Consider the following 19,671-nt stretch of genomic DNA (forward strand, 5'->3'; position numbering starts at 1 on the left):
GGCCACAACCCGGACACCAGATGACAGCCAGACCGCCTTTCCATAGCCTGATGCCGCTGCGCCGGTCGCGCGGCTGTGACTGTGGCTGCGGCGGTGGCTCGGGGCAGGGCGGACGGGCGGGTGCCGCATGAAAAGCCGTGGTTTGCTTGTCCCGCTGCTCGCCGCACTGGTCGCGGCGGCGCTTGCAGGGCTGATCGCCGAACGCTGGGCCACCACCAGCCTGCACGAAACCCTTGACCGCTCGCTGTTGCTGACCGCCCGCGCGGTCGAGGCCGAGATCGACCGCTTCCGCGCGCTGCCCGATGTCGCGGGTGAAGATGCCCGCATCCGCGCCGCGCTGCTCGACCCCCGCAGCCTGGATGCCGCCAACCGCTATCTGGAAACCGTCTCTGCCCATGCCGGGGCCGCTGACCTGTTCCTGATCAACGCCGAGGGGCAGGCGATTGCCGCGTCGAACTGGAACCGCCCCGGCAGTTTTGTCGGCGAACACTACAGCTTCCGCCCCTATTTCACGCTGGCGATGGAATCCGGGCGCGGCCAGTTCTATGCCATCGGGGTCACCACGGGGGTGCCGGGCTATTTCCTGTCTACCCGCGTCACCTCGGGCAATCAGACCGGGGTGCTGGTGGTGAAGCTCGACCTGTGGCCGTTGCAGGCAACATGGCGCAGCGCGGGCGCGCAGGTGGCCTTGGCCGATGCCGATGGCGTGATTTTTCTGTCGGGCCGCGAAGACTGGCTCTACCGCCCGCTGGCCTCGCTTGGCCCCGATGCGCTGGCCCGGCTGGCCGCCACCCGCACCTATGACGGGGTCGATCTGGCCCAAAGCCCGCCGCTTTTGCCCCGCGCGCCCCTGGGGGCCGATGCCACCGGCGACGGCTGGATCGCCCGGCTGACGGCGGTAGAGGGCACCGGCTGGCGGCTGATCGCCGCGCGCCCCAGCGCCGATGTGACCGGGCTGGCCCTTGGCTGGGCGCTGATTGCAGCGCTTCTGGCGCTCGCCGCCGCCGCCGGCCTGAAAACATGGGAGCAACGCCGCCAGCTCATCGCGCTGCGCCTGTCGCAATCCGAACGGCTGGAGGTGATGGTGACCACCCGCACCGCCGACCTCGCGCGCGAGGTGGAGGCCCGCCGTCAGGCCGAATCCGATCTGCGGGCAGCACAAGAGCATCTGATCCATGCCGAGAAAATGGCCGCCCTTGGCCGCATGTCCACCGCGATCGTGCATGAAATCAGCCAGCCCCTCGCCGCGATGGAGGCAACGCTTGCCGCCGCCGAAATCGGCCTGCCCGCCAGTGACGCCGGCACCGCGCCGCGCCTTGCCACCGCGCGCGGCCTGATCCGCCGGATGCAGCGCACCACCAGACACCTCAAGAGCTTTGGCCGCAAAGAGGCGGGGGAGCGCAAGCTGATCGACCTCTGCCCCGTCATCGCCTCGGCACTGGAACTCGTCACCCCCCGCGCCCGCGCGGTGGGGGTGATCCCCAGCTTTACCCCTGCGAGCGTGACCGTGATGGCCGGGGCGGTGCGGATGGAGCAGGTGGCGGTCAACCTGATCCTCAACGCGCTCGACGCGGTCGAGGGGCACCCGGCCGCCGCCGTCACCGTCACCCTCGGTGCCGCTGATGGCAAAGCACACCTCACCGTCACCGACACCGGCCCCGGCATCGCCGCCGATGTGCTGCCGCGCGTGATCGAGCCATTCTTTTCCACCAAAACCACCGAAGGTCTTGGCCTTGGCCTCGCGATCTCCAAGGCGATCCTGTCCGAATTTGGCGGTGATCTGGTCATCACCTCCACCCCCGGTCTTGGCACCACCGTCACCGTGTCGCTGCCGCTCGCCGAACCCCTGCGCGAGGCCGCCGAATGAGTGCCCGGCTGTTTGTGGTGGAAGATGACGACGACCACCGCGCCGCGCTCTGCGATCTGATGCAGGCGGCGGGCCACCGCGCGCAGGGGTTTGCCACCGCGCCGGCGGCCCTTGCCGCCCTGACCGACCCGCCCGACCTGATCCTCACCGATCTGCGGATGCCGGGGATGGATGGTCTGGCCCTGCTGCGCGCCATCCGCGCCCTGCCGCTGGACTTGCCGGTCATCCTGCTGACCGGCCATGGCGATATTGGCCATGCGGTGCAGGCGATCCGGGCTGGAGCCGAGGATTTTCTGGAAAAGCCCTATGACGCCGCCCATCTGATTGCCGTGGTCGCCCGCGCCCTCGCCGCCAGCGCCACACGGGCCGAGGTCGGGCGGTTGCAACAGGTGCTGGCGGAACGGGCCGAGGTCACGCTTCTGGGCCAAAGCCGTGCCATCTGCGCCTTGCGCGACCGCATCGCCGCCCTTGCACCCTTGGACATCGACGTGCTGATCACCGGCGAGACCGGCACCGGCAAGGAACTCGCCGCGCGGGCGCTGCATGCCGCCAGCCCGCGTGCAGGCGGCCCCTTTGTGGCGCTCAACTGTGCCGCCCTGCCGGATGCCATGGCCGAAATCCTGCTCTTTGGCCATGCCGCCGGGGCCTTTCCCGGCGCCACCACCGCCCGCGCCGGCAAGCTCGAATCCGCCAATCGCGGCACCCTGATGCTGGACGAGGTCGAGGCGATGACTCCCCCGGTGCAGGCCAAACTCTTGCGCGCGCTGCAGGACCGCAGCGTGGAACGGCTTGGCGAAAACGGCCTGCGCCCGCTCGATCTGCGGGTGATCGCGACCAGCAAAGCTGATCTGCGCGGGCGTGATGACTTTCGCGCCGACCTCTACTATCGCCTTGCCGGGGCCGACCTGCGCACACCACCTTTGCGCGAAGCGGGCGAGGATATCGCGCTGATCTTTGCCCATTACGCCCAGCTTGCTGCCCGCCGCTATGGTCGCGCCGACCCCAGCGTAAGCTTTGCACTGGACCAGCAGCTCAAACGCCGCGCCTGGCCCGGCAATGTGCGCGAGCTGAAAGCGGCGGCCGAGGCGTATGCCCTTGGCCTGTTCACCGCCACGCCCGACGATTCCACCCTGCCCGAAGGCACGCTGGCCGAACGTGTCGCCGCGTTCGAGGCCCGCGAAATCGCCGCGGCCCTTGACCGCCACCGTGACAACACCCTGCGGGTTGCCGAAAAGCTGGGCCTGCCGCGCCGTACCCTGAACGACAAGATGCGGCGCTACGGGTTGACCTGACCGCTGCGCGCACATTTCTTGGCTCAGGCACAGCCAAAGCGTGACCTTTTCATTCCGCGCCCTATCATCGTGGAAACGGGAGCCCGCAATGCAACTTGTCACCCTCTACCTGTCCACCGCGCTGGTATTTCTGATCGTCGATGCGGTCATGCTCAGCCTTGTGATGAAACCGCTGTTCACCCGCCACATCGGCGCGCTGATGGCCGAGCCGATCCGCTATGCCCCCGCCGGGCTGTTTTATGCGGCCTATGTGGCGGGGCTGTTGTATCTGGTCAGCCTGCCCGCCCTGCGCGACGGCGCGCCGCTGATCCTGCCCGCCGCGATCATCGGCGCGATGGCGTATGGCACCTATGAATTCACCAGCTATGCCATTTTGCGCGACTGGCACTGGTCGATGGTGATCACCGACACGCTGTGGGGCACCGTGCTGACCGCGTTTTCGGCCTGGGCCGGGGTGGCAATCACCCGCGCGCTGCTGGGCTAAGGTGGGGCAGGGGCTGTCATCCGGCCCCGCCCCGCGCTACACCTTCGGGGCATCCCTGTTCACATGAGGCCCCGAATGATCCTGTATGGCATTTCCACCTGCGACACCTGCAAAAAAGCGATCAAGGCGCTGGAGGCCGCGGGCCACCCCGTCACCTTTCGCGATGTGCGCAAAGACCCGCTGACCGAGGCCGAGATTGACACCATCATCACCGAATTCGGCGACCGGATCATCAACAAGACCTCGACCACCTATCGCGCGTTCAGTGATTTTCTCAAAGCCTCTGACGCCGATGCCCAGATCCGCAGCCAGCCCACCGTGATGAAACGCCCGGTGATCGACGCAGGTGGCACATGGTATCTGGGCTGGGATCAGGCCACGATTGACGCGCTTACGGGCGCATAACACCCCCTGAAATGCCAGACGGCCCGCAAAGCGGGCCGTCCAGTCAAAGCCTTGCGCTTGAATGCGCTTACAGCAGGCGCAGATCGCTGGCCGATTCCCGGCCATCGCGGCCCGATTGCAGCTCGTAGGCGATCTTCTGGTTGTCGTTCAGACCCTGCAGCCCGGCCCGCTCCACGGCGGAGATATGGACAAAGATATCCTTGCCGCCATCATCAGGGGCAATAAAGCCGAAGCCTTTGGTCGCATTGAACCATTTTACTGTGCCGGTGGGCATACCGTCTCTCCTCTCAACTCACCTCGCAGCGGAATTGCCGCAAGCCGTGCCGCCAGATTCTACGGCCTTCGGTCTGCGAGGCGGTCAGAAAGTCTGTCAATCACTTGGCTCAAGGATGACTCAGATTCCCCTAAAATCAAGAGGAAACCGGCCCGACCCGGCAATCGACCGCCCATGACCGCCGAATCCGGGGTCATGAGCTGGTTTTTGCCCAAGTTCCCGTCGCCTCAGACCTTGCGCAGATCGGGCGGCGTCGCTTCGGCGGTCAGATCCGCCACCAACGCCTCCAGCGCCATGGTGCGGGTCTGGGTCTCGCCCAGCCGGCGGACCGAGACCGTGCGCTCTTCGACCTCTTTCATGCCGATGGCCAGAATCACCGGCACCTTGCCCACCGAATGCTCCCGCACCTTGTAGTTGATCTTTTCGTTGCGCATGTCGGCTTCTGCCCGGATTCCCGCCAGCGTCAGCGCGGTCACCACTTCTTCGACAAACGGGTCGGCATCCGACACGATCGAGGCCACCACAACCTGACGCGGGGCCAGCCAGAACGGCAGCTTGCCGGCAAAGTTCTCGATCAGAATGCCGATGAACCGCTCGAAACTGCCCAACACCGCGCGGTGCAGCATAAAGGGGCGGTGCTTCGCCCCGTCCTCGCCGATATAGGCCGCATCCAGCCGCTCGGGCAGGTTCGGGTCCAGCTGCAAGGTGCCGCACTGCCAGTCGCGGCCAATCGCGTCGGTCAGCACGAATTCCAGCTTGGGCGCATAGAAAGCGCCCTCGCCGGGGAACAGCTCGAACGCGTAGCCTGCGGCCCGGCAGGCATTGGCCAGCGCCTCTTCCATCTTGTCCCAGATCTCATCCGAGCCAACCCGCTTTTCTGGCCGCGTCGACAGCTTGACCCGCCATTTGTCAAAGCCCAGATCCGAATAGACCCGCGCCAGCAACTCGATGAATTTCTTCGATTCTTCTTCCACCTGCGCCAGCGTGCAGAAGATATGCGCATCATCCTGGGTAAAGCCGCGCACCCGCATGATGCCATGCAAGGCGCCACTGGGTTCATAGCGGGCGCAAGACCCGAACTCTGCCATGCGGATCGGCAGATCGCGGTAGCTTTTCAGCCCGACGTTGAAAATCTGCACATGGCAGGGGCAGTTCATCGGCTTGAGTGCGTTCACCGTCTTTTCGCGGGCGTGGTCCTCGTCGACCTCCACGATGAACATGTTTTCCTGATAGTTTTCCCAATGCCCGCTGGCTTCCCACAGCTTGCGGTTCACCACCTGCGGCGTGTTGACCTCGACATAGCCATCCGCTCGCTGCCTGCGGCGCATATAATCCTGCAAGGCGACATAGATGCTCCAGCCATTCGGATGCCAGAAGATCTGGCCCGGCGCTTCCTCCTGCATATGGAACAGGCCCATTTCGCGGCCCAGCTTGCGGTGGTCGCGTTTCGCGGCCTCCTCCAGCATGGTCATATGCGCTTTCAGATCGTCGCGGTTCCGGAACGCCACGCCATAGATGCGCTGCAGCATCGGGCGCGTGGAGTCGCCCAGCCAATAGGCCCCGGCCACATGGGTCAGCTTGAAGCCATCGGCAGGCACTTGCCCCGTGTGTTGCAGATGCGGCCCCCGGCACAGATCCTGCCAAGGCCCATGCCAGTACATGCGGATGTCCTCACCTGCCGGAATCCGGTCCAGAAGTTCGATTTTGTAAGGTTCACCGCGTTCTTCATAGTGTTTCCGTGCCCGTTCCCGATCCCAAAGTTCGGTTTTGACAGGGTCGCGGGCGTTGATGATCTGCTTCATCTTCGCTTCGATCTGGCCCAGATCATCGGGCGTGAACGGCTCGGCTCGGTCGAAATCGTAAAACCAGCCATAATCGCGGACCGGGCCGATGGTGACCTTCACATCCGGCCAGATCTCTTGCACCGCGCGCGCCATGATATGCGCGCAATCGTGCCGGATCAGCTCCAGCGCCGCCGCGTCATCTTTCAGCGTGTTGATCGCGAGCTTGGCATCCGCCGTAATCGGCCAGGCCAGATCCCAGTGCTGGCCATCGACCTGCGCCGAAATCGCCGCCTTGGCGAGGCTGGGCGCAATCGACGCCGCCACCTCGGCAGGCGTCACGCCCGCCTCATAGCTGCGCACATTGCCGTCGGGAAAAGTGAGTGAGATTTGTGCCATATCGGCCTCCTCGTCGTTTTGGCGCCTACGAAACGCCCGGTTGCGGGTTATATCGGGCGCGTTTTTGCGCCCGGCGCTTGGCAAAGTCAACATCGCCCGCGTAGAAGGGCAGGGACGGAGGATGCCATGACACAGCCGCAGTTTCTGACCACCCCGCAAGACCGCCGGATTGCCTGTCATCGAACGGCGGGGCAGGGGCCGGGCGTGGTGTTTCTGGGCGGGTTCAAATCCGACATGACCGGCACCAAGGCCTTGTTTTTGCAAGACTGGGCCGCACAGCAGGGCCGCGCCTTTCTGCGGTTCGACTATTCTGGCCATGGTCAGTCCTCGGGCGATTTCCTCGACGGCGCGATTGGCGACTGGTTCGAAGATGCGCTGGCCGCGATCACCGCCCTGACCACGGGGCCGCAAATCCTCGTCGGCTCATCGATGGGGGGCTGGATCGCGCTATTGGTGGCAAAGGCCATTCCGCAGCGCGTGGCCGGTTTGGTCGGCATCGCCGCCGCCCCCGATTTCACCGAAGACAGCATGTGGGCCAGCTTTACCGAAACCCAACGCCACGCGCTGACCGAGGTGGGCCGGGTGGAGCTGCCATCGGACTACGCCGATGAGCCCTATATCATCACCCGCCGGTTGATCGAAGACGGGCGCACCCGTCTGGTATTGCGTGACACTCTGGATTTGCCGTTTCCGGTCAGGCTGTTGCAAGGCACAGCTGATACCGATGTGCCGCCCTCGGTCGCGCTGCGCCTGCTGCATCACGCCACCAGCCCCGATCTGCGGCTGACCTTGGTAAAGGGCGCAGATCACCGCTTTTCCACGCCCGATTGTCTGGCCATGATCACGCAGGCGATTGATGGCATCCTGAACCGGGGCCAGGAATGAGACCCCTCATGTGTCAGTTTCCAATAATTTCATACTGCAGGACGCTGCATAGTCTGAAAAAACTGCACCTTTCGAACATTGCCGTTTTGCATGACCACAGGCCCCTGCGATGAGCGATCCCATCCTGTTCATCCCCGGTCTGATGCAGGATGCCCGCGCTTTCCTGCCGCAGATCGTGGCCTTGGGGCTGCGCCACACCGCGCAGATTTATCTGCCGGTGCAGGACAATGTCGAAAAGATGAGCGAAGCGGCCCTGCGCCACGCGCCGCCGCGTTTTGCGCTGGTCGGGCATGGCTTGGGTGGTGATGTCGCGCTGGATATTCTGCGCCGCGCGCCGGAACGGGTGACGCGCATTGTGCTGTTGGCCACCGATCCGCTGGCCGAGGCGCCGCAAATGGCCGCTTTGCGCGAAGCGCGGATGGTCGCGGCGCAATCCGGGCGGCTCAAATCTGCGATTGCCGAAGATGTGCCCGCCAGCGCGCTGGCCGACACCCCCGACCGTGGCGCGGTGCTGGCGCTGATGCAGGATATGGCGCTGGGGCTGGGTGAGGGTGTGTATCTGCGCCAATGCCGCGCCCTGCAACGCCGCCCCGATCAGCAACGCACCCTGCGCCGCGCCACCGTGCCCGCCTTGTTGCTGGCCGGGCTGGCCGATACGATCCTGCCGCTGCGGCGTCAGGAATTCGCGCGTGACCTGATGCCGTCTTCGGTGCTGAAACTGATCGAAGACGCAGGCCATCTGCCGATGCTGGAGGCCCCCGATGCCGTGACCACGGCAATCGAGGGCTTTCTGGCGGGTCCGATGATCCTACGCTGAGGCGAGGTTGATCACGTTTTCGGCTTTTTCCACCGGCGCAGCCTCAGGCTTTTCGCCCTTGCGTGCCTTGGGCCCATCGGAGTTGGCGTCGATAAAGGCCAGCACCAAGGGCCGGATGTTCAGCCGCCAGGACTTGCCCGCAAAGATCCCGTAATGCCCGGCCCCCGGCTCCAGATGCGCGGCTTTCTTGCTGTCGGGCAGGTTGGTCAACAGGTCGAGCGCCGCAAGGCACTGACCGGGCGCGGAAATATCGTCATTCGCGCCTTCGACGATCTTGACCGCCACGTCAGTGATCGCGCCAAAATCAACCTTGCGTCCGGCGACCACGAATTCATTTTTCGCAATCTCGCGGTTCTTGAAGATCCGCTCTACCGTTGACAGGTAAAACTCTGCCGTCATGTCCATCACGGCGAGGTATTCGTCGTAAAACCGGTTGTGCGCATCGTGATCTGACGCCTCACCGCGGGCCACCCGCATGATCTGTTCGCTGAACGCTTTGGAATGCCGATCGCCGTTCATCGAGATAAAGCTCTGCAATTGCAGCAGCCCCGGGTAGACCAGCCGCCCTGCGCCCTTGAACTTGAACCCGACCCGCTGGATCGCCAGCTGTTCCAGTTGGCCCATCGTCACCCGGCGGCCAAAATCGGTCACCTCGGTCGCGGCGGCATCCGGGTCCACCGGGCCGCCGATCAGCGTCAGGCTGCGCGGCTGCGCGCTCGGGTCTTCCGCCGCCAGATAGGCGGTTGCGGCGAGGGTCAGCGGCACCGGCTGACACACCGCGATCACATGCAGGTCGGACCCAAGCTCGCGCATGAATTCGGCCAGATACAGCGTGTAATCCTCAATATCGAACTTGCCCGCGCTGACCGGAATGTCGCGCGCATTGTGCCAGTCGGTGATATAAACATCGCAATCGGGCAGCAGCGACAGCACGGTTGACCGCAGCAGCGTCGCATAATGCCCCGACATCGGGGCCACCACCAGCACCCGGCGCTTCATCGGCGCGCGGCGGCGCACGTCGAACTTCATCAGGCTGCCAAAAGGCCGCTCTACCACCGGTTTCACGTCGACCAGATGGTCGGTGCCATCGGCCCCGACGATCGAGCGGATGCCCCAGTCAGGCTTGGCGACCATGCGGTCAAACGTGCGTTCCGTCACCTCACCCCAGGCGGCCATCAAGGGCAGCATCGGGTTCATCGACAGCGCAAACACCGGATACGAGGCCATCGCCCGCGCGGTCGCGCCGAGCCAGGCATTGGTGTTCCGCGCCGTTTCCATCATGTCATAGGTGGTCATATACTTCATCTGCATCTCCATTGCGGGCGAGGTGCCCCGGCAATTCGTCGCTTTCCCCCCCAGTCGGGCGACGTTATGCTGCACCTGGGCAGGTTAGGGGGGAAAGTTTAACATGACAACTGACGACAATGACGCGGGACTAAAGTTGCAGCGAATGCAGGCCAATCTGGCACGGGTCGAGGAGCTGTCGCAGCGCCTGATCAGTGCTCTTGCGCATCGCAAACAGGCCGACAATGCCCTCTCCGGCCCCTCGAACGAGGTGTATATGAAGGCGGCAGCCGCTTATGTGGCCGAAATGATGCAAAACCCGTCGAAGATTCTGGAACAGCAGATCAGCTACTGGGGCAAGAGCCTCAAGCACTATGTCGACGCCCAGCAGGCCCTGTTGTCGGGCGAACTCAAGGCTCCGCCGGATCCGACCCCGAAAGACCGCCGATTCTCCAACCCGCTGTGGGAAACCCATCCGGCCTTCAATTTCATCAAGCAGCAATACATGCTGAACGCCGAGGCCATGACCAATGCCATCGGCGATCTGGACAAGCTGGAGCCGACCGACCGCCGCCGCGTCGAATACTTCACCAAGCAGATCATCGACATGTTCTCGCCCACCAACTTTCTGGGCACCAACCCCGATGCGCTGGAAAAGGCCGTAGCCACCGATGGCGAAAGTCTGGTGCTGGGTCTGGAAAATCTGGTCCGCGACATCGAGGCCAATAATGGCGATGTGCTGGTCACGCTGGCCGATCCGGGCGCCTTTCACGTCGGGCAGAACATCGCGACCACGCCCGGCGCGGTGGTCTACCGCAACCGCATGCTGGAGCTGATCCAGTATACGCCCACCACCGAAAAGGTGCATGCGACGCCCTTGCTGATCTTTCCGCCGTGGATCAACAAGTTCTACATCATGGATATGAAGCCCGCCAATTCGCTGATCAAATGGATCGTGGATCAGGGCTTTACGCTGTTTGTCGTCTCCTGGGTCAACCCGGATGCGAGCTATGCCGATGTCGGCATGGATGACTACATCCGCGACGGCTTTCTGCGCGCCATGGCCGAGGCGCGGCGCATCACCGGCGAAAAGCAGGTCAACGCGGTCGGCTATTGCATCGCGGGCACCACGCTGGGTCTGACGCTTGCCCATCTGGACCGGGCCGGTGATACCTCGGTCAAATCCGCCAGCTTTTTCACCACCCTCGCCGATTTCTCTGATCCGGGCGAGGTTGGCGTGTTCCTTGAGGATGATTTCGTCGATGGCATCGAGCGGCAATCGGCGCGCGATGGCATTTTGTCGAAATTCTTCATGGGCCGCACCTTCAGCTTTCTGCGCTCCAATGACCTGATCTATCAGCCCGCCATCAAAAGCTACATGCTGGGCGAAGCGCCGCCCGCGTTTGATCTGTTGTTCTGGAACGGCGACGGCACCAACCTGCCCGCCACCATGGCGGTAGAGTACCTGCGGGGCCTGTGTCAGGGTGACGGTTTCGCCAAAGGCACATTCCCGGTGTTCGGCGAGCCGGTCAGCCTGTCGGGCGTCAAGGTGCCGCTCTGCGCTATTGCCTGTGAGACTGACCACATCGCGCATTGGCGCGGCAGCTTCAACAGCATCAAACAGATGGGGTCAAAGGACAAAACCTTCATCCTGTCGGAATCCGGCCATATCGCCGGGATCATCAATCCGCCGTCCAAGAACAAATATGGCCACTACACCTCTGACGCGCCGGTTGCCGGCGTGCCCGAGGACTGGAAGGCCGGGGCCACCTTCAACACCGGCAGCTGGTGGCCGCGCTGGGGCGAGTGGCTCAAGGCCCGGTCGGGCAAGATGATTCCCGCCCGGATCCCCGGCGAGTCGACCAATCCGGTGCTCTGTGACGCGCCGGGGACTTACGTAACGGCAACAGTCGTCGCGGGAAGTGATTAGCGGCCAAGGGCTTAGCCCGGCACAACCGAAAATAATGCTGCATTGCAGAAAAATGGTTGAAATGCTGCAGTGCAGCATCTATATTGCTGTCATGGAAAACAGGTCGGACCCTCCGGCCAAGCAGGAGAAGACCAATGACCAAGACCCCAGATTTCGCCAAAGTGATGCAGGACATGATGGCTTCCTTCCCGGTTGACTCGTCCGCGATGCAGAACGCGTTCAAGACCCAGGCTGCTCTGGCCGAGAAAATGTCGAAAGTGGCTCTGGAAGCTGCTGAAAAGTCGACCGAAATCACCGCCAAATGGACCAAAGACACCATCGCCAAAATGGCTGACGTGTCCAAAGCCAAGACCGAGCCGACCGATTACACCAAATCGGTGACCGACTTCGCGTCGGCCGCTGCTGAAATGGCTGCTGAAAATCTGGCCGCTTTCGCAGAAGTTGCGAAAAAAGTGCAGATGGAAACCGTCGAGCTGATGCTGGCTGCTGGCAAGGACATGTCGGAAGACGCGACCGCCGCTGTGAAAAAAGCGACCAACGAAGTGACCGTTGCCGCCAAGAAAGCCACCTCGGCAGCCACCGCTGCCAAGTGATCCTTTGATCGACGCTGCTTTTCGCTGACCTCCTCCCCGGACGGAAAGCAGCATCAGGCGGGCCCCCCCAGGGCCCGCCTTTTCTTTTGGCGCGCTCTGCACGCCTGCCGTCTCTACCCGGCCCGCAGCATTTTCTGTCCCAAATATCCGGCACTGTGGGTATAAGTATTGTTTACAGTGCTTCCATTTATCCGGGTGACACACGCCAGAACAGGCAGGCCGGGACATGATCACCGCGAACCTGCTCAGGCCGAAACGCAAGCGGAAAGGCGTGACTTATGCGCAGCTTGTGGGCAAGCTGCTAATTCGGGAATCGACGAAAGGGAGGTGAACGTCCGCAACAAACTTTCCAAGGGGAAGTTTAGGGGACGTTCTTTTTGCAATGCATGAGTGTAATAGTGACAGACACGGTTCGATTTTAGCTTTTGCTGTAGTTGTATGCTTGCTAATCGTAGCTCTGATAGGGTGGTATGAAGGATTCAAGCAGGGGCAAGAAAGCCACCAAGGCGCAAGCGCCAAGGCTTATACCCAGCAAGCTGATGCCCAAATACAGGATACATGCCTCGCTCTTTCCGGTGTCTCCCAATACGAATGCATAGCCGCGGCCAAAAGCACAGAGCGCGAACAGCAGAGATCCGAGCAGGACCTTGATGCCCAACAGCAGATGGCCGAATGGGCCAGATGGATGCTTATTACCACTGTGATTATGGCAGCCGTTACGACCTTCGGGGTTGTTTTTGTATGGCAAACGCTTGTCGCTACGCGAAAAATGGCGACTGACACTCAGCGCATCGGTGAGGCGCAGGTAAGATCTTACATTTATGCCAATGTGGCAGAAGTTAACACAGACACAGACACCATAGACATCATCTTTCAAAACTTTGGAAACAGCCCTGGCAGTGTATCTTTCGTTGACTGTTATGTTTTGGTTTCCGACCCATACGCATTCAAACAAATTTGGAGCCAAAAATTCTGGAGCGATGGCTGGACAGTAGCCCCGCAAGATACAGTCCGCGAAAAATTCAGACTTGATCGAGGCAGAGGTAGGTTTCTGAAAGATATGATTGAGCGGGATGGAATCAGCGTCTGCGTGCAGGGAAAGTTTCAGTCTGTTGATGTCTTCAACCGCGTTCATCTTCACGGGGTAGACATCCATTTGTCCGATGGCGTTCGTAGCCAATAGAATTGCCAGCGCCATAATGATGATGGCGCACTACCTTCTGGCTTGGTGCGTTTGCTGCATAACGCCGCAAGTATCACGGGGGGAGTCGCACAGCGACGGGGGGCTGGCCCTTTGCGCCGCTTCTGTAAGAGCGGAAAGTGTTAAGTTTTTCTTAACATCGCACAGTCAACCAATTGATATTAAACAACTATATCCTCTGTAACACAGGGGGAACCTGTCCCCCCACCGTCAGGCTTTCCTTTTGCGTCTGGCCTGCGTAAGCTTCTCTGCACATGCGAAGAGACCTCAGGGAGGGTGGCCATGGCCGATACCGACAAGCCGCTGCTGATCAAACGCTACGCCAGCCGCCGCCTGTATAATACCGAAACGTCCGACTACGTGACCCTGGAGGACATCGCCGGCTTCATCCGCGCGGGGCGTGAGGTGCAGATCGTCGACCTCAAATCCGGCGACGACCTGACCCGCCAGTACCTGCTGCAGATCGTGGCCGAGCATGAGTCAAAGGGCGAAAACGTCCTGCCGATTGCCGTGCTGACCGATCTGGTCCGCAGCTACACCACCAACGTCCATTCCGTCGTGCCCCAGTTCCTCGCCGCCAGCTTCGAGATGCTGCGCGAAGGTCAGTCCAAGATGATGGGCAATCTGGGCGTGCTGCCGAACCCGATGGCCGCGATGCCGGGGTTCGACCTGATGCGCAAGCAGCAGGAGGCGTTCATGAAAACCATGATGACCGGCGTTCCCGGCTGGAAAGGCTCGGGCCCGGAACCCGACAAGGAAGAGGCGACCAGCGCCGAAGATCTGGCGCAGATCAAGAAGCAGCTGGCCGAGCTGCAAAAGAAACTCTCCAAGCTGTAACCGATCATGGCCGAAGCACAGACCCGCGTCACCCTGTGGGGGATCGAGGTCTTTCTGGCCGTCGCGGAAGAGGGCACGATCTCTGCCGCCGCCCGCCGTCTGGGGGTGTCACCGCCCGCGGTGAGCCAGCAGCTTGCGGCGATCGAGGCGACGCTTGGCGCGGTCCTGTTCGACCGCGCCGCCCGCCCCTTTGTGCTGACCCCGGCAGGCAGCCTGTTCCGCCGCCATGCGCAGGTGATCCTGAACACCGAAGCCGAAGCCCGCGCCGATCTGGCCCGCGCCGACCTGGCACGGCTCAGCACGCTGCGGCTGGGAATGATCGAAGACCTTGACGCTGAGGTGACGCCAGCCCTGCTGTCGGGCCTCGCGCAGGACATGGCCGATTGCCGGTTCCTGCTGGAAACCGGGGCCAGCCACCGGCTGCTGGACAAGCTGGAGGCGCGGGCGCTGGATATTGCCGTCGCCGCTGAACTGGGCACCGAAGGCACCGAGGCTGGCTGGCGTGAGGTGCATCCGATCCTGACCGAACCCTTTGTGGCGGTGCGCCCGAAAGCGGCGGGGGATGTGCCGTTGATTCTGTATTCCGCCCGTCACCTGATGGGGCGGCAGATCGCGGGGCATCTGGCCCGCGCCAACCAGCGCCCGCAGGTGCGGTTCGAGCTGGACAGCTATCACGCCATTCTGGCGCTGGTCGCGCAAGGCGCGGGCTGGACGATCCTGACCCCATTGGCTTTGCACCACGCGGCCCGGTTTCTGAGCGCGGTGGAGGTGCAGCCCTTGCCCGGCGCGCCGCTCAGCCGCAGCATTTCGCTGTCAGCGCGGGCGGGGGTGATGGGCGATGTGCCGGACCGGGTGGCGCAGGATCTGCGCCGCCTGATCGGTGCCTCGATCGTGACGCCTGCCGTCAAGGCCTGGCCGTGGCTGGGGCCGGATCTGCGCTTGTCCTGACGGCGGGGCCGCTACGCGGGACGCGCGGCCCGGGCGGCATCGGTCAGCGCGTCGGCGATGTAATCCAGCTCTGGCAGAGTCAGCCGCACGGGCAGGCGGACATCGCAGGCCCGCATCAGCATGGCGCGGGTTTGCGGCAGATCCGGGGCCTCGCCCAGAAACTGCCAGTTCCAGAATGCCCGCGCGTTGCCCTCGGACAGACCGAAGATCTGCACCGACACGCCGCGCCTCTTGGCCTCGGCCTGAAACTGATACGCCTGCGCATCGGTCCAGTCCCCGGCCAGCGTGAACTGGATCGAATCCGGGGCGCGTACCTCGGGCGGCAGGGCAGGGGGCACCTGCAGCAGCCCGCAGCCGTTCAACGCTGCCGCCACATGGTCATGATTGCGCCGCCCGTCTTCCACCCGCCGCGCGATCAGCGGCAGTTGCGGGCGGATCACCGCCGCCGACAGGTTCTGCATCCGCAGGTTATACAGCGGCAGCTTGTTCTGCCATTCGCAGTAGCTGTTCTGAAAACCGGGGTGCTTTTTCCAGTTCTCTTCATATGCGCCCGACATGATCACCGCCCGCGCCGCGATTTCCGGGTCATCGGTGACCATGATCCCGCCTTCGCCCGCGTTCACCATCTTGTAGGACTGAAAGCTGAAGCAGCCGACGCGGCCAATGGTGCCGATGTTGCGCCCACCCCAGACCGTGCCCAGAGAATGCGCCGCATCCTCGATCACCGGAATGCCAGCGGCATCACACAGGCGCATGATCGCGTCCATGTCAGAGGTGTGGCCACGCATATGGCTGATCAACACCGCACCCGCGCCCGGCAGTTTGGCGGCGAAGTCTGCCAGATCAATGCGGTAGCTGTCGCCCACCTCGACCAGAACTGGCACGCAATCGGCATGCACCACGGCCGAAGGCACGGCGGCAAAGGTGAAGGCGGGGATCAGAACCTGCGCTCCGCGCGGCAGATCCAGCGCCTTGAGCGACAGGAAGAGTGCTGCCGAACAGGACGACACGGCCAGCGCATAGCGCGCACCCAAGAGGTCGGCAAACTCCTGCTCCAGCAGGCTGACCGGGGAATCCTTGGCGGCGGTGTAGCGGAACAGGTCGCCCGAGCTCAGCAGCCGCTCGATCTCGGCGCGCGCGGCGTCGGGGATCGGCTCGGCGTCGTAGACATTGGGGGGCAGGGTCTGGCCGTCATGTGCCATGGGGAATCCTTAAACTCAGTTTAAGGACTGCTTAATCTGTGGGCGCGTGCAAAGCCAGTGACAAATCCATGATTAAGCAAGGCCTTGCTTAAACCCCCAGCCGGTCACGCAGCGAATACCAGGTCATCGCGGCCACCAGCAGCGGCCAGCGCAGGGCAGCGCCACCGGGAAAGCGTGGCTGCGGCAGGCGTTCCATCAGGTCAAAACCAGACGCCTGCCCCTGCACCGCCTGCGCCATCATCTTGCCCGCGAGTGTCGCCATTGCCACCCCGTGCCCGGAATAGCCCGATGCTGACAGCACATTCGGTGCGGGCCTCGCAAAGCAGGGCATGCGGTTCATGGTGATCGCCAAGGTGCCGCCCCAGGCATAATCCACCCGCACATCGCGAAGTTGCGGATAGACCTCCAGCATCGGTTTCATCACGGTTTTCACTACATCGGGAAAGCGGTAGCCATAGCTTTCGCCGCCCCCGAACAGCAGGCGGTTGTCTTCCGACAGCCGCCAGTAGTTGACCACGAACTTGGTATCGGCCACCGCTATGGGTTGCGACAGCACGCCGGCGGCACGATCCCCCAAAGGCTCGGTCGCCAGAATGAAATTGTTGATCGGCATCACGCGGGCCGCGATCTTGCGGTCCAGCCCGCCAAGATAGCCGTTGCCCGCAAGGATCACATGATCACAGGTGACGTGCCCGCTGGCGGTGCGGACCACCGGCTTGTCGCCATGGGCGATGTGATGCACTTCCGAACGCTCAAACAGCCGTGCGCCCGCCTCTGCCGTCGCCTTGGCAAGGCCAAGCGCGAAGTTGAGCGGGTGCAGGTGGCCCGCGCCCATATCCAGATCGCCGCCGTGATACGCGTCTGACCCGATGATGGCGCGCATCTCGGCGCGGTCCAGCGGCTGGATCTGATCGTAGCCATAGTCGCGTGCCAGCTTTTCGGCGTAAGCGTGGGCATGCCGCACCTCGCTTGCCGAGCGGCAGGCGTGGGCGATGCCCGGGTGAAAGGTCACCGGCGTGGCGTGGCGGTCGATCAACCCGCGCACCAGTGCCTTGGCGTCTTCGCCCATGTCCCACAACCGGCGCGCATGCTCATACCCCACCGTCGCCTCCAGCCAGTCCTGATCCTGCCGCTGGCCGGAGCCGACTTGCCCGCCGTTGCGGCCAGACGCGCCAAAGCCCATGCGGTGGGCTTCCAAGAGGACGACATCCAGCCCGGCTTCGGCCAGATGCAGCGCCGCCGACAGGCCGGTATAGCCGCCGCCGATGATGCAGACATCGGCGCGGGTCTGGCCTGTGAGCGTGGGGAAGGGGGCCAGCGGCGTGGCGGTGGCCGCGTAATAGGACGGGGGATATTCCCCCGTCCGGTCATTGGCGTGCAGCAGGTTCATACGTTCAGCAGCAGGTGTTCGCGTTCCCACGGGCTGATGACTTGCAGGAACTCTTTGTATTCGTTGCGCTTGACCGAGTCGTAGACCTTGCAGAACCCGTCCCCCAGCACCGCTTTCAGCGCCGCATCCTCATCCAGCAGATCCAGCGCGTCGCCCATGTTGACCGGGATCTCGTCGCTGTCGATATAGGCTGATCCGATGAATTCCGGCCGGGGGTTGCGCTTTTCCATCAGACCCAGATAGCCGCAGGCGAGGGTGGCCGCGATGCCGAGGTAAGGGTTGCAATCCATCCCCGGCAGGCGGTTTTCGACCCGGCGGCCCGCAGCGGTGGAGATAGGCACCCGCAAGCCGGTGGTGCGGTTGTCGCGGCCCCATTCCAGATTGATCGGGGCGGCAAAGTCGGGGACGTAGCGGCGGTAGCTGTTCACATAAGGCGCCAGCAGCGCGATGCCCGCGCCCAGATGGTTCTGCAAGCCGCCGATGAAGTGCAAAAACGCCTCCGTCTCCATGCCCTTGGGGCCGGAAAAGATGTTCTTGCCGGTCTTGCTGTCCACGACCGAGGTGTGGATGTGCATCGCCGACCCCGGCTCACCCGCGATGGGTTTGGCCATAAAGGTGGCAAAGCAATCGTGGCGGAGCGCGGCCTCACGGATCAGGCGTTTGAAGAAGAACACATCATCGGCCAGCCGCACCGGATCGCCATGCGCGAGGTTCAGCTCGATCTGGCCGGCACCGCCCTCTTGCAAAATCCCGTCAATCTCCAGCCCCTGGGCTTCGGCAAAGTCATAGATGTCGTCGATCACCTTGCCGTATTCATCGACCGCCGACATCGAATAGGCCTGCTTGCCGGCCGCCCGGCGGCCAGAGCGGCCCATGGGCGGCATCACCGGCATGTTGGGGTCGATGTTGCGGGCGGTCAGGAAGAATTCCATCTCGGGCGCGACAACGGCCTTCCAGCCCTGTTCGGCATAAAGATCGACAATCCGGCGCAGCACGTTGCGCGGCGCATAGGGCACCAGCACGCCGTTCTGATCCTTGGCGTCGTGGATCACCTGCAGGGTCACATCCGCCGTCCACGGCGCTGCGGTGGCGGTGGTGAAATCCGGCTCCAGGATCATGTCGGGTTCGGTAAAGGCGTCAAACGGGTTGTCGGCCCATTCGCCGGTGATGGTCTGCAGAAAGATCGAATTCGGCAGGAAATAGCTTTTCTGGGTCGCGAATTTGGCGGCAGGCATCGCCTTGCCCCGTGCCACCCCAGCAATATCGCCGATGATGCACTCCACCTCGTCCACGCGGCGGTCGCCAATAAAGTCACGCGCGGCTTGGGGCAGTTTTTCGGTCCATTTGGACATGGGTTGGTCCGTGTGTTTGTCCCGGATGTCAGGCCCGGGGCGTTTTGAAAAAGGCCGCGATGCGCGCGGCTATCGAGGTGTCGTCCAAGGGTGTATCGAGTTTTGTCGCCGCCGTCTGCAACAACGGGTCAGGGACGACGCCGATGGCGCGGGTTTTCATCAGACCATCGACAAAATCCGCCTGAAATTCCGGGTGTGCCTGAATGGTCAGCGCCCGGTCGTCATACAAGAGGGCCGCGTTTTCGCAAAACCCGCTGCGGGCCAGCACAGTCGCCCCCGGTGGCCGCTGCACCACCTGATCCTGATGCCAGGCGTTCAGCGTGACGGTTTCGCCGTCAAAGTCATAGGCGGTGGGGCCGACAGACCAGCCCCCGGCGTATTTCTCGACCCGGCCCCCCATCGCCTGCGCGATGATCTGGTGGCCAAAGCAGATGCCCACCACCGGCACCCGCGCTGCAAAGGCGGCACGGATGAAGTCTTCCAGCGGCGGAATCCACGGGTGATCTTCATAGGCGCCGTGCTTTGATCCGGTGATCAGCCAGCCGTCACAGTCATGCACCCCTGCGGGAAACACGCCATTCACCACCGGAAAGGTACGAAAGGTGAAGCCGTGGCCGTCCAGCAGGCGGGCGAACATATCGGGGTAATCGCCCATGGTGGGCGCCAGAGCTTCGGGCGCGAGCCCGGTTTGCAGTATGCCGATCAGCATGATTTGTCCGAATGTGAGGGT

General features: G+C 63.1%; 18 protein-coding genes. 10 read left to right on the top strand and 8 right to left on the bottom strand.

Annotated features, from left to right (window positions below):
- The first annotated feature begins 142 nt into the window (after nucleotides 1–142).
- The 4 genes from J2X53_RS14320 to J2X53_RS14335 all read left to right on the top strand — a co-directional run bounded on the left by J2X53_RS14320 (nucleotide 143) and on the right by J2X53_RS14335 (nucleotide 4,048).
- On the top strand, nucleotides 143–1,867 hold the full coding sequence (locus J2X53_RS14320) for an ATP-binding protein (RefSeq protein ID WP_349038166.1): 1,725 nt from the start codon (nucleotides 143–145) through the stop codon (nucleotides 1,865–1,867).
- On the top strand, nucleotides 1,864–3,159 hold the full coding sequence (locus J2X53_RS14325) for a sigma-54 dependent transcriptional regulator (RefSeq protein ID WP_349038167.1): 1,296 nt from the start codon (nucleotides 1,864–1,866) through the stop codon (nucleotides 3,157–3,159). Before J2X53_RS14320 ends, J2X53_RS14325 begins: the two co-directional genes overlap by 4 nt.
- Nucleotides 3,160–3,247: 88 nt before the next feature.
- Nucleotides 3,248–3,643: a DUF2177 family protein gene (locus J2X53_RS14330; RefSeq protein WP_118149876.1), complete on the top strand. Its 396-nt coding sequence runs from the start codon at nucleotides 3,248–3,250 to the stop codon at nucleotides 3,641–3,643.
- A gap of 75 nt (nucleotides 3,644–3,718) precedes the next feature.
- The gene (locus J2X53_RS14335) at nucleotides 3,719–4,048 is read left to right on the top strand and encodes an ArsC/Spx/MgsR family protein (protein ID WP_349038168.1); all 330 of its coding nucleotides are present in this window, start codon (nucleotides 3,719–3,721) and stop codon (nucleotides 4,046–4,048) included.
- A gap of 67 nt (nucleotides 4,049–4,115) precedes the next feature.
- On the opposite strand, the gene J2X53_RS14340 is transcribed toward J2X53_RS14335, so the two are convergent.
- Together J2X53_RS14340 and thrS are read right to left on the bottom strand one after the other, a co-directional pair.
- Complete coding sequence (locus tag J2X53_RS14340; RefSeq protein ID WP_103332975.1) at nucleotides 4,116–4,322, bottom strand: cold-shock protein; 207 nt, start codon at nucleotides 4,320–4,322, stop codon at nucleotides 4,116–4,118.
- A 227-nt stretch (nucleotides 4,323–4,549) separates the two neighbouring features.
- A complete protein-coding gene (gene thrS / locus J2X53_RS14345; RefSeq protein ID WP_349038169.1) occupies nucleotides 4,550–6,502 on the bottom strand; it encodes a threonine--tRNA ligase in 1,953 nt (650 codons plus the stop codon).
- A 126-nt stretch (nucleotides 6,503–6,628) separates the two neighbouring features.
- Between thrS and J2X53_RS14350 the strand changes: the two genes are divergently transcribed.
- Both J2X53_RS14350 and J2X53_RS14355 read left to right on the top strand, forming a co-directional pair.
- On the top strand, nucleotides 6,629–7,387 hold the full coding sequence (locus J2X53_RS14350) for an alpha/beta hydrolase (protein WP_349038170.1): 759 nt from the start codon (nucleotides 6,629–6,631) through the stop codon (nucleotides 7,385–7,387).
- Nucleotides 7,388–7,496: 109 nt separating this feature from the next.
- Nucleotides 7,497–8,204, top strand: a complete 708-nt coding sequence (locus J2X53_RS14355) for an alpha/beta hydrolase (protein ID WP_349038171.1) — start codon at nucleotides 7,497–7,499, stop codon at nucleotides 8,202–8,204.
- On the opposite strand, the gene phaZ is transcribed toward J2X53_RS14355, so the two are convergent.
- On the bottom strand, nucleotides 8,196–9,509 hold the full coding sequence (gene phaZ / locus J2X53_RS14360) for a polyhydroxyalkanoate depolymerase (RefSeq protein WP_349038172.1): 1,314 nt from the start codon (nucleotides 9,507–9,509) through the stop codon (nucleotides 8,196–8,198). The genes J2X53_RS14355 and phaZ overlap by 9 nt on opposite strands.
- Nucleotides 9,510–9,612: 103 nt before the next feature.
- On the opposite strand from phaZ, the gene phaC reads away from it, so the two are divergent.
- Together phaC and J2X53_RS14370 are read left to right on the top strand one after the other, a co-directional pair.
- Nucleotides 9,613–11,418 carry a class I poly(R)-hydroxyalkanoic acid synthase gene (phaC, locus tag J2X53_RS14365; protein WP_349038173.1) on the top strand — a complete coding sequence of 602 codons (1,806 nt, stop codon included), beginning with the start codon at nucleotides 9,613–9,615 and terminating at the stop codon, nucleotides 11,416–11,418.
- A gap of 134 nt (nucleotides 11,419–11,552) precedes the next feature.
- A complete protein-coding gene (locus tag J2X53_RS14370) occupies nucleotides 11,553–12,011 on the top strand; it encodes a Phasin (RefSeq protein WP_349038174.1) in 459 nt (152 codons plus the stop codon).
- A 445-nt stretch (nucleotides 12,012–12,456) separates the two neighbouring features.
- On the opposite strand, the gene J2X53_RS14375 is transcribed toward J2X53_RS14370, so the two are convergent.
- Complete coding sequence (locus J2X53_RS14375; RefSeq protein ID WP_349038175.1) at nucleotides 12,457–13,209, bottom strand: hypothetical protein; 753 nt, start codon at nucleotides 13,207–13,209, stop codon at nucleotides 12,457–12,459.
- Between the two features lie 285 nt (nucleotides 13,210–13,494).
- Between J2X53_RS14375 and phaR the strand changes: the two genes are divergently transcribed.
- Together phaR and J2X53_RS14385 are read left to right on the top strand one after the other, a co-directional pair.
- Nucleotides 13,495–14,049: a polyhydroxyalkanoate synthesis repressor PhaR gene (gene phaR, locus J2X53_RS14380; protein ID WP_118149884.1), complete on the top strand. Its 555-nt coding sequence runs from the start codon at nucleotides 13,495–13,497 to the stop codon at nucleotides 14,047–14,049.
- A 6-nt stretch (nucleotides 14,050–14,055) separates the two neighbouring features.
- Entirely contained in the window at nucleotides 14,056–14,997 is a 942-nt protein-coding gene (locus J2X53_RS14385; protein ID WP_349038176.1) for a LysR family transcriptional regulator, read from the top strand.
- 11 nt (nucleotides 14,998–15,008) lie between these two features.
- Here the strand turns inward: J2X53_RS14385 and J2X53_RS14390 are convergent, their stop codons facing one another.
- From J2X53_RS14390 to J2X53_RS14405, 4 genes are all read right to left on the bottom strand, one after another.
- Nucleotides 15,009–16,199 carry an aminotransferase class I/II-fold pyridoxal phosphate-dependent enzyme gene (locus J2X53_RS14390; RefSeq protein ID WP_349038177.1) on the bottom strand — a complete coding sequence of 397 codons (1,191 nt, stop codon included), beginning with the start codon at nucleotides 16,197–16,199 and terminating at the stop codon, nucleotides 15,009–15,011.
- An 88-nt stretch (nucleotides 16,200–16,287) separates the two neighbouring features.
- Nucleotides 16,288–17,589 (bottom strand): FAD-binding oxidoreductase, encoded by a 1,302-nt coding sequence (locus J2X53_RS14395; protein ID WP_349038178.1) that lies wholly within the window; start codon nucleotides 17,587–17,589, stop codon nucleotides 16,288–16,290.
- Entirely contained in the window at nucleotides 17,586–18,941 is a 1,356-nt protein-coding gene (locus J2X53_RS14400) for a glutamine synthetase family protein (protein ID WP_349038179.1), read from the bottom strand. The genes J2X53_RS14395 and J2X53_RS14400 overlap by 4 nt, the downstream gene beginning before the upstream one ends.
- A 28-nt stretch (nucleotides 18,942–18,969) precedes the next feature.
- Nucleotides 18,970–19,650 carry a type 1 glutamine amidotransferase gene (locus J2X53_RS14405; protein WP_349038180.1) on the bottom strand — a complete coding sequence of 227 codons (681 nt, stop codon included), beginning with the start codon at nucleotides 19,648–19,650 and terminating at the stop codon, nucleotides 18,970–18,972.
- Nucleotides 19,651–19,671: the final 21 nt, after the last annotated feature.

It is taken from the genome of Pseudotabrizicola sp. 4114 (genome assembly GCF_031457365.1).
Taxonomy (GTDB): domain Bacteria; phylum Pseudomonadota; class Alphaproteobacteria; order Rhodobacterales; family Rhodobacteraceae; genus Pseudotabrizicola.